The 12,964-nt window shown below is 58.0% G+C and carries 15 protein-coding genes and 1 pseudogene; 13 read left to right on the plus strand and 3 right to left on the minus strand.

The genetic code is table 11. The annotated features are described in order from the left end of the window. Positions 1–16: 16 nt before the first annotated feature. Positions 17–1,363: an OprD family porin gene (locus QMX88_RS11285; protein ID WP_282369186.1), complete on the minus strand. Its 1,347-nt coding sequence runs from the start codon at positions 1,361–1,363 to the stop codon at positions 17–19. A gap of 986 nt (positions 1,364–2,349) precedes the next feature. On the opposite strand from QMX88_RS11285, the gene QMX88_RS11290 reads away from it, so the two are divergent. Further along, positions 2,350–2,775 carry an HIT family protein gene (locus QMX88_RS11290; protein ID WP_282369188.1) on the plus strand — a complete coding sequence of 142 codons (426 nt, stop codon included), beginning with the start codon at positions 2,350–2,352 and terminating at the stop codon, positions 2,773–2,775. Positions 2,776–2,777: 2 nt separating this feature from the next. After that, entirely contained in the window at positions 2,778–2,984 is a 207-nt protein-coding gene (locus QMX88_RS11295) for a SlyX family protein (protein WP_133772807.1), read from the plus strand. A gap of 75 nt (positions 2,985–3,059) precedes the next feature. Here QMX88_RS11295 and QMX88_RS29640 read toward each other — a convergent pair whose 3' ends face one another. Then, positions 3,060–3,281 carry a cold shock domain-containing protein gene (locus QMX88_RS29640; RefSeq protein WP_004667445.1) on the minus strand — a complete coding sequence of 74 codons (222 nt, stop codon included), beginning with the start codon at positions 3,279–3,281 and terminating at the stop codon, positions 3,060–3,062. 108 nt (positions 3,282–3,389) lie between these two features. Continuing rightward, positions 3,390–3,665 (minus strand): annotated as a pseudogene (locus QMX88_RS29645) (cold shock domain-containing protein membrane protein); the annotation flags it as partial. 424 nt (positions 3,666–4,089) lie between these two features. Here QMX88_RS29645 and QMX88_RS11305 point away from each other — a divergent pair. The 11 genes from QMX88_RS11305 to tolA form a co-directional block, all read left to right on the plus strand. Then, positions 4,090–4,563 carry a Dps family protein gene (locus QMX88_RS11305; protein ID WP_037014103.1) on the plus strand — a complete coding sequence of 158 codons (474 nt, stop codon included), beginning with the start codon at positions 4,090–4,092 and terminating at the stop codon, positions 4,561–4,563. Positions 4,564–5,000: 437 nt separating this feature from the next. After that, entirely contained in the window at positions 5,001–5,348 is a 348-nt protein-coding gene (locus QMX88_RS11310; RefSeq protein ID WP_192170857.1) for a ribbon-helix-helix domain-containing protein, read from the plus strand. Between the two features lie 261 nt (positions 5,349–5,609). Then, on the plus strand, positions 5,610–7,385 hold the full coding sequence (gene aspS / locus QMX88_RS11315) for an aspartate--tRNA ligase (protein WP_282369203.1): 1,776 nt from the start codon (positions 5,610–5,612) through the stop codon (positions 7,383–7,385). A 149-nt stretch (positions 7,386–7,534) separates the two neighbouring features. Next, positions 7,535–8,281, plus strand: a complete 747-nt coding sequence (locus QMX88_RS11320; RefSeq protein WP_282369205.1) for a YebC/PmpR family DNA-binding transcriptional regulator — start codon at positions 7,535–7,537, stop codon at positions 8,279–8,281. Between the two features lie 125 nt (positions 8,282–8,406). Further along, positions 8,407–8,931 carry a crossover junction endodeoxyribonuclease RuvC gene (ruvC, locus tag QMX88_RS11325; RefSeq protein ID WP_065989739.1) on the plus strand — a complete coding sequence of 175 codons (525 nt, stop codon included), beginning with the start codon at positions 8,407–8,409 and terminating at the stop codon, positions 8,929–8,931. Positions 8,932–8,992: 61 nt separating this feature from the next. After that, positions 8,993–9,601, plus strand: coding sequence for a Holliday junction branch migration protein RuvA (ruvA, locus tag QMX88_RS11330; protein ID WP_065989737.1), 609 nt, complete (start codon positions 8,993–8,995; stop codon positions 9,599–9,601). Continuing rightward, positions 9,602–10,657 (plus strand): Holliday junction branch migration DNA helicase RuvB, encoded by a 1,056-nt coding sequence (ruvB, locus tag QMX88_RS11335; RefSeq protein WP_282369209.1) that lies wholly within the window; start codon positions 9,602–9,604, stop codon positions 10,655–10,657. It begins immediately after the preceding gene. A gap of 137 nt (positions 10,658–10,794) precedes the next feature. Then, positions 10,795–11,265, plus strand: a complete 471-nt coding sequence (ybgC, locus tag QMX88_RS11340) for a tol-pal system-associated acyl-CoA thioesterase (RefSeq protein WP_282369211.1) — start codon at positions 10,795–10,797, stop codon at positions 11,263–11,265. Next, complete coding sequence (gene tolQ / locus QMX88_RS11345) at positions 11,255–11,950, plus strand: protein TolQ (protein WP_122537415.1); 696 nt, start codon at positions 11,255–11,257, stop codon at positions 11,948–11,950. Before ybgC ends, tolQ begins: the two co-directional genes overlap by 11 nt. A 14-nt stretch (positions 11,951–11,964) precedes the next feature. Further along, positions 11,965–12,429, plus strand: a complete 465-nt coding sequence (gene tolR, locus QMX88_RS11350; protein ID WP_037014073.1) for a protein TolR — start codon at positions 11,965–11,967, stop codon at positions 12,427–12,429. Next, positions 12,429–12,964: cell envelope integrity protein TolA (gene tolA, locus QMX88_RS11355; protein ID WP_282369214.1), on the plus strand; the 536-nt coding region annotated here is incomplete at its 3' end. The genes tolR and tolA, both read left to right, overlap by 1 nt.

Below are 12,964 nucleotides of genomic sequence, written 5' to 3' on the forward strand. Positions count from 1 at the left end.
GTGTCAGACAGTGCGATTACAGGACCGAAATCGGGTAGTCGACGATCAGACGGAACTCGTTGATATCGCCTTCGCCTTCGTCGGCATTGGCGCGGTGCCAGGCTTGACGGATACGGAACGACAGGTCTTTCGCAGGGCCAGCCTGAACGACATACTTGGCCTCGACGTTGGTCTCGTGGTGGCTGCCGTCAGCACCGTAAAAACCAGTGTAAGCGCTGTTCGAAGGCGTATGAGTACCATCAATGTTGGTACCGCTGACGTAACGGGCCATGAAGCTCAAACCCGCAACACCGTAGGGTGCCATGTTCAGGTCGTAACGACCTTGCCACGATCTCTCGCCTGGGGCGTTAAAGTCGGAGTATTGAATCGAGTTCGCAAGGAAGATCGAGTCGCCGCCTTTGTTGTTGTCACCGATACCGATATAGTCGAACGGCGTATCGCCGTTAACTTTCTGGAACGCGAGTGTCAACGTATGTGCTGCCAGGAAAGAGTAGGCCGCCGAACCCGACCATGCGGTGTTGCTGATGGAGCCTGCTTTGGCGCTGCCGGTATCTTTTGTGTTGTAGATGTTGAAGTCGAAAGCCAGGGCTTGGTCGTCAGTCAACGGCAGGGCGTAGTTGATGTTGCCGTAGTACTGGTTCCACACGTCTTCCAATTTGGCGTAGTAGAAACCAACGCCCAGATTGTCGGTGATGGAGTATTTACCGCCGCCGAAATCAGCAGTTTTAGCTTCGACGCCTGCGTAGGTGGCGAAGATACTACCGTCATGGCTGGTATCGTTCTGGCTAGTACCGGAATAGAAGTGACCGGCTTCAACATCGAGACCTTTGATCTCGCTGCTCTGCAAGCTCAAACCACTCGCAGTCTGTGGCAACAGTCGCGAGCCACCGACCGCGAAAACAGGGTTCTGAGGCTGCATGTCACCGATTTTCAATTCGGTTTTGGAGACGCGGAATTTTACAGCTGCACCCGCCTTACCAAAGCTGTCATGGTTGTCGAAGAACCCGTCGGAATTGGGTGTAGTGTCAGTTGTTAGGTTGCCAGAGCCGGAGTGCTTATCATCACCGCTGAGTTTGAATCCAGCATAACCGAAGGCGTCGATCCCCACGCCAATCAGGCCTTGAGTGTAACCAGAGGTGAAGTTACCCCAGAAGCCTTGGGTCCAATCGCGTTGGTCTTTTTTGGATTCGTTGTGCAGGATATGACGGTTGAAGTAGTAGTTACGAGCCTTAACATCCAGCTTGCTCCCCTCTACAAAACCAGTTGCTTCGGACTGATCGCTTACGAATGCCGCAGCCGATGCCAATTGGGTGCTGGCTGCAGTAACGGCCAGTGCGATTGCGCTCCACTTCATCACTCTCATCGTGACTTTGCTCCTTTGGTTTTTAAGAAGAGTACTGCCGTCCACCTGTTTTTTTATCTGGCCGGCTTCTTTCTTTTTGGTGTCGGCGAAATTTACAGCACGCTGACATTAATGGCGATAGTTACGAACCTACCCTTTCAATTTCTTTACGGCCTCGTCGCCGCCAGCACTGTCCATGTCGCTACTGAACAGCTCCTGATTCGTTAAACCGTGCAACTACCGGGTTACTTTGAGCGCTGGATTCATTCACACCCTCATCGAATCCAGACGCTCCAGCTACCTTGTCAAACGCCGTTGCATCCCTTCGGTCCCGGCCTGTCTCTCGACACGCTCGTCTTCAAGCTTGTGTGTGACAAAGCAACAACCGTGCACAAAATTTCGACGAATATGAAAAAAATGTCGGAAGCGTTGTAAAAACATTCGATGTCGACTCCAAGCTACTGAATCAAAACGATAAAAATATTTTCGATGGCTTACTTTGCAACCCGAATTTTCTTGAGACTAGCGCGATGAAATGTCACTAACGTTACCTGTTACCCCCAAGCGGTGGGTAAATCGCGGATAGCTGTCACATATTCGGGCCCCAGCTGGGTCGTTTTGGTGCGTCATGCCGCAAAGTGCCTGCGTTTGGTTCTTCCGATTCGGTTTCGGCGCCATGCCGGGCATCATGACCGCAGCGGCCCCTAGGAATATCGTGCGTGAGGCCCGTGTTATCTGAGCGGAGTCATAATCCGGTGCCTGGTTCTGCCCGGCCTGAGCGGGCGGCTCCCTGCTTCAAGGAAGTGCGTGGCGGTATTTTTCGCGCGTTTCTGGTGCGAAGCGGACGTGCAGTGCTTGCCGATCAACAGCAGATCCGCAAAATGCCCAGAACCGCGGTGCCGGATGAATCGTGCGGAATTCGCGAGTATCCTTCCCGCTACCCAGGACTTGTTTATCGGGCCAGTCAATCGGCTCAGCCCATCTAATCCGCGATCAGGAGTATTTACGTGTTTGTTCTAGATCCGCGCTTGCTGCAAGACACACTACCGATCGGCGACTTCCCGCTGTGCACGCTGCTGCTGTCCAATGATTCCAATTACCCATGGTTCATTCTGGTGCCGAAGCGTCCGGACATCAGTGAAGTGTTCCAACTGTCCGAAGCGGAGCAGGCGCAGTTGTGGAAAGAAACCACCTACCTCTCGGCCGTACTTGATCGTACGTTTCAGGCCGACAAGATGAACGTGGCTGCGCTGGGTAATGTGGTCAATCAGCTGCATATGCATGTCATTGTTCGCCGGGTCGGCGACGCGGCCTGGCCTGCGCCGGTGTGGGGAAAGCATCCCGCCAAGCCTTATTCACCGGATGAGGTTGCCCGGATCACCTCGCAACTGAAGTCCGGATTGACCGAAGCATTCACCTTTAAGGAGGACTGACCATGGATCTCGAATCCCGTGTCATGGAGCTGGAAAGTCGACTGGCCTTTCAGGACGATACGATTCAGGCCCTCAACGACGTATTGGTCGCCCAGCAGCGCAGCCTTGATCGTCTGGAATTACAGATCGCTGCCCTGATCAAGCGTCAGGAGGAAATGGGCGGGCAGGGCGACGGGTTCGCTGAAGACTCGCGTCCCCCTCACTATTAAGGGAGAAAGAGCTGAGGGCAGGAATTTCAGCCAAAAAAAACCGCGCTTGTGAGCGCGGTTTTTTATGCGGCAACGTTAGCGGCGCGGAAGCGCAGCGATGACGTCTTCCGCTTGCAGGCCTTTGTCGCGGTTCATCACCGAAAACTCGACGCGCTGGCCTTCGACCAGAACGCGGTGGCCTTCTCCGCGAATGGCGCGAAAGTGCACGAAGATATCGTCGCCCGAATCACGGGAAATGAATCCGAAGCCTTTGGAGGTGTTGAACCACTTCACCGTGCCTGTATCGCGGTTGCCCAGATCCTGGGACTGTGCGGCAGGCGCAGGAGAGGAACGGTAGAAGCTGACCGCCAGGTGCAACGCCACGGCAATAACGACGGCGAGCAGGCTGACCAGGACGGCTGGCTGGCCGGCAATGGTTTCCAGCGGAACGACCAGCGTGAGGATTTGAAGCACGACAGCCAGCACGAGCAAGCCGCTGACCAGGTTTTGCAGTTGATGACGTGGACCTTTGTTCCAGTAAGGAATCACCGGCGCAAGCACCAGGTTGATGAGGCCGAAGAGCGCCAGGTACAGCGCATCCGGTTGGGACAGGTAAGAAGACAGCGCTTCACTACGCAGGCTAGGGATGAAAGACAGCAGCAGGGCAGCTGCGCCCGTTAGCAGGTGGACTATTTTCAACATTTCGATGACTCACATTAAGATGGATCACAAGGAAATAGCGGGTGACCTTCGGTACGCTTCGGGAGAAAAGGGAGGCGTGATGCACGAGTGTCGGTCCCGCCTACGCACTGCCGCCGGACGGCACTTTGGCGGCAGCGCGTCTGTATTTAACAGCAAAGCCGAGAGCTACTCAAATCAAGTGCTTAGCGCATGTGTTCGCGGGTGATAGTGGCGGTATGTCGGTTTTTTTCGATTCTGGTAAGAGGCTCGTTCCAGAGCGGCCGGGATAAACAAACCGTTACGCTGATCGTTGCTATTAAAGGAAGCGGGCCTGACTGCGGCCCCGTGACTGAACTAATCCCGACAGATGGCTGCGCAGGGTCCATGGTCTTGGTAGAGTGGTCGGCAGTCGTTTGAAAAAAACCATCATTGAAGAGGGCTGAACATGGCAATCGATATCGGCATCAGCGAAGAAGATCGCAAGTCCATCGTGGACGGTCTTTCCCGCCTGCTGGCAGACACCTACGTGTTGTATCTGAAAACCCATAACTTTCACTGGAACGTGACTGGCCCGGCTTTTCGTACCCTGCACCTGATGTTTGAAGAGCAATACAACGAACTGGCGCTGGCGGTGGATCAAATCGCCGAACGTATCCGCGCACTGGGCTTCCCGGCGCCGGGCACCTATTCGACCTATGCACGCTTGTCGTCGATCAAGGAAGAAGAGGGCGTACCCGCTGCCGAGGACATGATTCGTTCGCTGGTTCAGGGGCAGGAAGCAGTCACCCGTACGGCCCGTGGCATTTTCCCGTTGCTGGACAAAGTAAGCGACGAGCCAACGGCGGACTTGCTGACCCAGCGCATGCAAGTGCATGAGAAAACGGCCTGGATGCTGCGCTCGATGCTGGAAACCCAATAATCAGAAGCTCAGTCATCCACAGCTGATCAACGCAATACAGGTGCGGGCAACGTAACGGGTGCCCGCTCCCCACTGCTTTCACTCGCCGCGCGCGACAATCCCCTCCTGATCCACCCTCTGTGTGAAATCCTTTAGCTCACAACGCTCACCTGTGAAACGCGTTCGCCCTCTTTTTCCGAGTCACGCTGACGTCCGCAATCGGGTGAGCGGGAAGAAATAAACCAGCGAAAAATACATATTTAACACCCCGATTAGGATCGGGTCTGAGTCGTTTGCTCACTCTCGAAAATCACCCCTGCAGCGTGGTGATCTCCTACAGGTTCAGAGTGCTCCTTCTGCTGGTTGCGCCCTTTGGAATACGGCTTGATAGACACCTCTTTTCAACTGATTGCGAAGGTGCCGATGCCATATCCGTAATCGCAACGAGGGGGACCTGCATGAACCTGAATATTGCCCGAGAGGGATGGGAGCCGACCCAGTGTCTGAACGCCCGGGGCGACCCGTTTATCGAAAATTTCAACATGAGCCTGGCCCAGCCGCACTCCAGGTCGGTGAGGCTCAATGGGCTGGCCACATGCCTGCGACTTGAGGAGGTGTACTGGAATATTCTGTCCGAAATGGCACGATTCAACGATTGCTCCATCAACGCCGTGCTGTCCTACGTCGATCGCGAGGTCCACCTGCGTTACGGCGGCGTCAAGAATTTCAGCGGGCTGATCCGCGTCGTGTGCGTGGCGCACGTCTTGAGTGCCGAGGGCCTGCGGCTGACGCCGTCCCCGACCTGACCTGATTTCAGCGGGCCCGTTGCGGCGGGCCTGCATTCCCTGGCGGCACTGCGGCATCCACGCCGTGTGCCGACATCTTCTTGCCCGGTATCGGGCTGGGCGGCTGCACAGCGATGATTATCCCTATATAATCTCCCGCCTTACTGTGGGAGGCAGGATTGACCGTCAGGTTGGACTGCATGCCAAAGCTTGCGCACCCTTGCACCGGCGACGGGCGAAAGCTCCATCGAATTCCGAATTACGAGAAGTGAACACACGATCATGATGCGCAGCCATTATTGCGGCCAACTGAACGAGAGCCTGGAAGGTCAGGAAATTACCCTTTGCGGATGGGTCCATCGCCGTCGCGACCACGGGGGGGTGATTTTCCTCGATATTCGCGATCGTGAAGGCCTGGCCCAGGTGGTTTTCGATCCGGATCGTGCTGACACCTTCGCCATCGCCGACCGCGTTCGCAGCGAATACGTGGTCAAGCTGACCGGTAAAGTGCGTGCGCGTCCTGCCGGCGCCGTCAACCCGAACATGGCGTCGGGCGCGATCGAAGTGCTGGGCTATGAGCTGGAAGTGCTCAACGAGTCGGAAACCCCGCCGTTCCCGCTCAACGAGTACTCCGACGTCGGTGAAGAAACCCGCCTGCGTTATCGCTTCATCGACCTGCGTCGTCCGGAGATGGCTGAAAAGCTGCGCCTTCGCTCGCGCATCACTTCCAGCATCCGTGGCTTCCTGGACGGCAACGGCTTCCTCGATGTCGAGACGCCGATCCTCACCCGCGCCACGCCGGAAGGCGCCCGTGATTACCTGGTACCAAGCCGTACCCACCCAGGCAGCTTTTTCGCCCTGCCGCAATCGCCTCAGTTGTTCAAACAGCTGCTGATGGTTGCCGGTTTCGACCGCTATTATCAGATCGCCAAGTGCTTCCGTGACGAAGACCTGCGTGCCGATCGTCAGCCTGAATTCACTCAGATCGACATCGAGACCAGCTTCCTCAACGAAGCCGACATCATGGGCATCACCGAGACCATGGTCCGCAAGCTCTTCAAGGAAGTGCTGGATGTGGAGTTCGCTGACTTCCCGCACATGACCTTTGAAGAAGCCATGCGTCGCTACGGTTCCGACAAGCCAGACCTGCGTAACCCGCTTGAGCTGGTTGACGTTGCCGATCAGCTTCAGGCAGTGGATTTCAAAGTGTTCAGCGGTCCGGCGAACGATCCGAAGTGCCGTGTCACGGCGCTGCGCGTTCCCGGCGGCGCGAGCATGCCGCGCAGCAAGATCGACGACTACACCAAGTTCGTCGGTATCTACGGCGCCAAAGGTCTGGCCTACATCAAGGTCAACGAGCGCGCCAAGGGCGTCGAAGGCCTGCAGTCGCCGATCGTCAAGAACATCCCTGAAGCCAACCTCAACGTGATCCTTGATCGCGTGGGTGCAGTGGACGGCGACATCGTGTTCTTCGGCGCCGACAAATTCAAAATTGTCAGCGAAGCATTGGGCGCCCTGCGCATCAAGCTGGGCCACGACCTGAACCTGCTCACCTGCGAGTGGGCGCCGATGTGGGTCGTCGACTTCCCGATGTTCGAAGAAAACGACGACGGCAGCTTCTCTGCGCTGCACCACCCGTTCACCGCGCCGAAATGCTCGCCTGAAGAGCTGGAGGCCAACCCTGCGACCGCGCTGTCCCGCGCGTACGACATGGTGCTGAACGGCACTGAGCTGGGTGGCGGTTCGATCCGTATCCACCGCAAGGAAATGCAGCAGGCCGTGTTCCGTCTGTTGGGTATTTCCGAAGACGAACAGCAAGAGAAGTTCGGCTTCCTGCTCGACGCACTGAAGTACGGCGCGCCGCCCCACGGTGGCCTGGCGTTCGGTCTGGATCGTCTGGTCATGCTGATGACCGGTGCTCAGTCCATTCGTGAAGTCATTGCCTTCCCGAAAACCCAGAGCGCTGCGGACGTGATGACCCAGGCTCCGGGCGTGGTTGATGCCAAGGCACTGCGCGAGCTGCACATCCGCCTGCGCGAGACGCCGAAGGCTGAGTAAGCCGTGTAGGCCTTGTAGAACATGGGGCTCGGCGGACTGACGATTCGGTCCGCCCTGATCCCCGCCCATACCGGGCACAGATTCGAGTGAAGCGTCTGCGTTTGAGCGATCAAGCGCGGGCGTGCGTGTTTCAAGGTTTGGAGCGTGTTATGGCTGGTCATTCCAAGTGGGCGAACATCAAGCACCGCAAAGAGCGTCAGGATGCCAAGAAAGGCAAGATCTTCACCAAGTGGATCCGCGAACTGACCGTCGCTGCCCGTCAGGGCGGAGGTGATCCGGCGTCGAACCCGCGTCTGCGTCTGGCCCAGGACAAGGCCCTTGGCGCGAACATGAGTCGCGACATCATCGACCGCGCCATCGCTCGCGGTGCCGGGGCTGCCGATGCCGATGACATGGTTGAACTGGGTTATGAAGGCTACGGCCCGGGTGGCGTTGCGGTGATGGTCGAAACCATGACCGACAACCGCAACCGGACCGCTGCGGCCGTGCGCCATGCGTTCAGCAAATGCGGTGGAAACCTGGGGACTGACGGTTCGGTGTCCTATCTGTTCGAGCGCAAGGGGCAGATATCCTTCGCACCGGGCGTTGACGAAGACGCGCTGATGGAAGCTGCCATGGAAGCGGACGCTGACGACGTGGTCACCCACGAAGACGGCTCCATTGACGTATTCACGTCGTTCTCCAGTTTCTATGCCGTGCGCAACGCCCTGGAAGCCGCTGGTTTCACGCCTGCCGATGCGGAGATTGTGATGCAGCCGACCACCAGTGCGGTGCTCGATCTGGACATGGCGGAAAAGGTCCTCAAGCTGATCGATATGCTGGAAGACCTGGATGACGTGCAGAACGTCTATTCCAACGCCGAAATCCCGGACGAGGTGCTGGAGCAGCTCGGCTGATCCTTCGCCCGTTCGGAACTTGAGGCCGGAGCGCACGAAGCGTTGATGATCAACGCTATCGGCCTCCGGCTTCTGCCTTTATGCTGCGTCCAATTGTTCGCGTTACCTCTCAAGCTGCAGGCGTTATGACTCTTATTTTAGGTATCGACCCCGGTTCACGAATTACCGGGTTTGGCGTGGTGCGTGATACCGGGCGCGGCTGCGAGTACGTGGCCTCGGGCTGCATTCGCACGGGCACAGGCTTGCTCCATGAGCGGCTGCAGATTGTATACCGCGGCGTACGCGAGGTCATTCAGACGTACGGTCCCGTGACCATGGGCATCGAAAAGGTGTTTATGGCGCGCAACCCCGACTCGGCCTTGAAGCTGGGTCAGGCCCGGGGTGCAGCGATCGTTGCAGGCGCCGAAGAAGGCCTGGAAATCGCCGAGTACACCGCGACCCAGGTCAAGCAGGCCGTCGCAGGGACGGGAGGCGCCAACAAGGATCAGGTGATGATGATGGTCATGCATCTGCTCAAGCTGACCACCAAACCCCAGGTGGATGCGTCGGATGCACTGGCAATTGCCATGTGTCACGCGCATACCCGATCCAGCCTCATCCCTCACGGCCTCAATACCGCGCGCAGTCGTGGCGGTCGTCTGCGGCTCTGATGGCATTATTTGCGTTAGCACGGCCCGTCGCAGCAACGGGCCTCTGGAAAGGATTTGATTCGTGATTGGACGTCTACGCGGTACGTTGGTCGAGAAGCAGCCGCCGCATCTGGTACTGGATGTCAACGGCGTGGGTTACGAAGTCGAAGTGCCCATGACCACGCTGTATCGCCTGCCTCATCTGGGCGAAACCGTGACACTGCATATTCATCTGGTGGTTCGTGAGGACGCGCACCTGCTGTTCGGGTTCTACGAGAAGCGTGATCGCGAGATGTTCCGCGAGCTGATTCGTCTGAACGGTGTCGGGCCGAAACTGGCCCTGGCCCTGATGTCGACGCTGGAAGTGGACGAGTTGGTGCGCTGTGTCCAGGCGCAGGATACCTCCGCGCTGACCCGAGTCCCGGGCGTTGGCAAGAAGACCGCCGAGCGGTTGCTGGTCGAGTTGAAGGATCGCTTCAAGGCGTGGGATTCGTTGCCGGGCACCTTCGCGCTGGTATCGGACGGGCCGGGCGCGCCGATGGCCGTGGCGACGGCGGAGTCGGATGCCGTCAGCGCGTTGATTTCCCTGGGCTACAAGCCCCAGGAAGCGAGCAAGGCAGTGACCGCGATCAAGGACAAGAATCTCAGCAGCGAAGACCTCATTCGCCGCGCACTGAAGGGGATGCTGTAAGTGATAGATGCCGACCGTCTGATCGCCGCCACCGGGCGTGACCGTGACGAGCAACTGGACCGTGCGATCCGGCCGCTGAGCCTGGCCGACTACATTGGTCAGCCCACCGTGCGTGAGCAGATGGAGCTGTTCATTCAGGCGGCGCGCGGCCGCAGTGAAGCGCTTGACCACACGCTGATCTTTGGTCCGCCGGGCCTGGGTAAAACCACACTGGCGCATATCATCGCGCAGGAAATGGGCGTTTCGATCAAGAGCACCTCGGGCCCTGTGCTCGAACGGCCGGGGGATCTTGCGGCGATTCTCACCAATCTTGAGCCCCACGACGTGCTGTTCATCGACGAAATCCACCGTCTGTCCCCCATCGTCGAGGAAGTGCTGTACCCGGCGATGGAAGATTTCCAGCTGGACATCATGATCGGTGAAGGCCCTGCGGCGCGCTCCATCAAGCTCGATCTGCCGCCGTTCACGCTGGTGGGTGCGACAACCCGCGCGGGCATGCTGACCAATCCGCTGCGTGACCGATTCGGTATCGTGCAGCGTCTTGAGTTCTACAGCACTGCGGATCTGGCCACGATCGTGTCGCGCTCGGCGAAAATTCTCGGTCTGTACATCGAGGAAGAAGGCGCATTCGAGATTGCCCGTCGTGCACGGGGAACGCCACGGATCGCCAACCGGCTGCTGCGTCGGGTGCGGGATTTCGCCGAGGTGCGCGCCAAGGGCGAGATCACCAAGGCGATTGCAGACCTTGCGCTGAACCTGCTGGACGTCGACGAACGCGGTTTCGATCATCAGGATCGACGCTTGCTGCTGACGATGATCGAGAAGTTCGATGGCGGGCCGGTCGGGGTGGATAACCTCGCGGCCGCCATCAGCGAAGAACGACACACAATTGAGGACGTGCTGGAGCCCTATTTGATTCAGCAAGGCTATATGATGCGCACACCTCGCGGCCGCATGGTCACGCGGCATGCGTATCTGCACTTCGGTCTGAACATCCCCTCGCGGATGGGCGACCGGGCGGTGATGGATGAACCGGTCGAAGACCCTGACGAATAAATGCACGATCAACCGATTTATTCGGGTGTTTGATGGTCTGACGGGCAGTCACCGCAAAGTGACGCGTTGCGGGCAGTAAAAACGATGAAAAACAGTTGCCTGGCCGGATTGGCAACCTGAGGAGTAAGCACTAGAGTATGCGCGCGCAAAACGGGGCTCAGTCGTTCGCACATCGTTGTCGCGTTTATTACGAGGACACCGATGCCGGCGGCATCGTTTACTACGTCAATTACCTGAAATTCATGGAGCGGGCTCGAACCGAGCGACTGCGGGAACTGGGCTTTGCCCAATCCGCAATGGCGGGTATCGAGAACCTGTTGTTCGTCGTGCATTCAAGCGAGGCTCGGTACCACAAGCCCGCGCGGCTGGACGACGAGCTGCTGATCAGCGCCGAAGTAATCGAATTGAACCGCGCCAGCCTGCGTTTTCAGCAACAGGTCAGGCGGGCTGCGGATGATGTGCTGCTCTGCGAAGGGCAGTTTTTGGTGGCGTGTGTGCGCGCCGACAGTTTGAAACCCCGGGCCATTCCCGAAGCTCTGCGCACGGCCTTTGCCGGGCATGGCGGCGCGGGTACACATTCAGAGCAGGAGATACAGCGTGGAAGCTAACGTCGTCGACCATTCCTCCATGTGGAGTTTGGTCAGCAATGCCAGCGTGGTTGTGCAGTTAGTGATGCTGATCCTGGTGGCCGCCTCGGTCACCTCGTGGATCATGATTTTTCAGCGCAGCGCCATGCTGCGCGCCGGGCGCAAGGCTCTGGACAGTTTCGAAGAGCGCTTCTGGTCAGGCATCGATCTGTCCAAGCTCTACCGTCAGGCCGGCAGCAACCCGGACCCGGATTCCGGCGTAGAGCAGATCTTCCGCGCGGGCTTCAAGGAATTCTCCCGTCTGCGTCAGCAGGCAGGCGTTGATCCGGACGCGGTCATGGAAGGTGTTGCACGTGCCATGCGCGTCGCGATCTCCCGTGAAGAAGAAAAACTCGAGCAGAGCCTGCCATTCCTGGCAACCGTGGGTTCGACCAGTCCGTACATCGGTCTGTTCGGTACCGTCTGGGGGATCATGAACTCCTTCCGCGGCCTGGCCACTGCGCAGCAAGCCACTCTGGCCACCGTTGCACCGGGTATCGCCGAAGCACTGATCGCTACCGCCATCGGCCTGTTCGCAGCGATCCCTGCGGTCATCGCTTACAACCGTTTCGCCGCTCGTGGCGAGAACCTGATCGGTCGCTACTACACATTCGCCGACGAGTTCCAGGCGATCCTGCACCGTAAAGTGCACACCAGCGAAGAATAAGCAGGTATTTCCCAATGGCTTTAATCGCTCGCGGCCGACGCAACAAGCGCAAGCCGGTCGCCGAAATGAACGTGGTGCCGTACATCGACGTGATGCTGGTGCTGCTGGTCATCTTCATGGTGACGGCTCCGATGATCAACCAGGGCGTGAAAGTTGATCTGCCCAAGGTCTCCAGCGAGGCTTTGCCGCAGGACAACAACAATCAGGTCCTGACGATCTCGATCAAGGCTGACAAGACCTACTACTGGAACCTTGGCAGCGAAGTCGACACCGACAAGCAAATGGACAAGGCGATGACCTTGCCGCAACTGACCAGCGCAGTGACCAAGATCATTGCCGCCGGTCGTGACGCCGGCAAGCAGACTCAAGTGTTCATCCGTGGTGACAAGACGGTCGACTACGGCGCCGTCATGGGCACGATGGGCGGGTTGCAGAAGGCCGGGGTCGGGAACGTTGGTTTGATTACCGAGGCCCCCTGATGCAGCCGATTCGAGAGCCGTCCGCCTCGGAAAGCTACTTCTGGCCGTCCGTCTGGGCGGTGGGACTGCACGTCCTGATTTTTGGTTTGTTGTTCGTCAGCTTCGCAATGACGCCTGAGCTTCCTGAAGCCAGGCCCATCGTTCAGGCCACGCTCTATCAGTTGAAATCAAAAAGTCAGGCGACCACCCAGACCAACCAGAAGCTTGCCGGTGAGGCGAAGAAATCCGCTGCGCGACAAACCGAAGTCGAGCAGATGGAGCAGAAAAAAGTTGAGCAAGAGGCAGTGAAGGCGGCGGAACAAAAGAAAGCCGATGCCGCTCAAAAAGCCGAAGAACAAAAGGCCGAGGAAGCGAAGAAAGCTGACGACGCCAAAAAAGCCGATGACGCTAAAAAAGCTGCGGACGACGCCAAGAAAGCCGAAGCCAAAAAAGCGGATGACGCGAAGAAAACCGCCGAAGAGAAACAATTGGCTGATATAGCCAAGAAGAAAGCCGAAGACGACGCGAAGAAGAAAGCCGAGGAAGACGCCAAGCG

Source organism: Pseudomonas sp. PS02290, assembly GCF_029960075.1.
In the GTDB taxonomy this organism is placed as follows: domain Bacteria; phylum Pseudomonadota; class Gammaproteobacteria; order Pseudomonadales; family Pseudomonadaceae; genus Aquipseudomonas.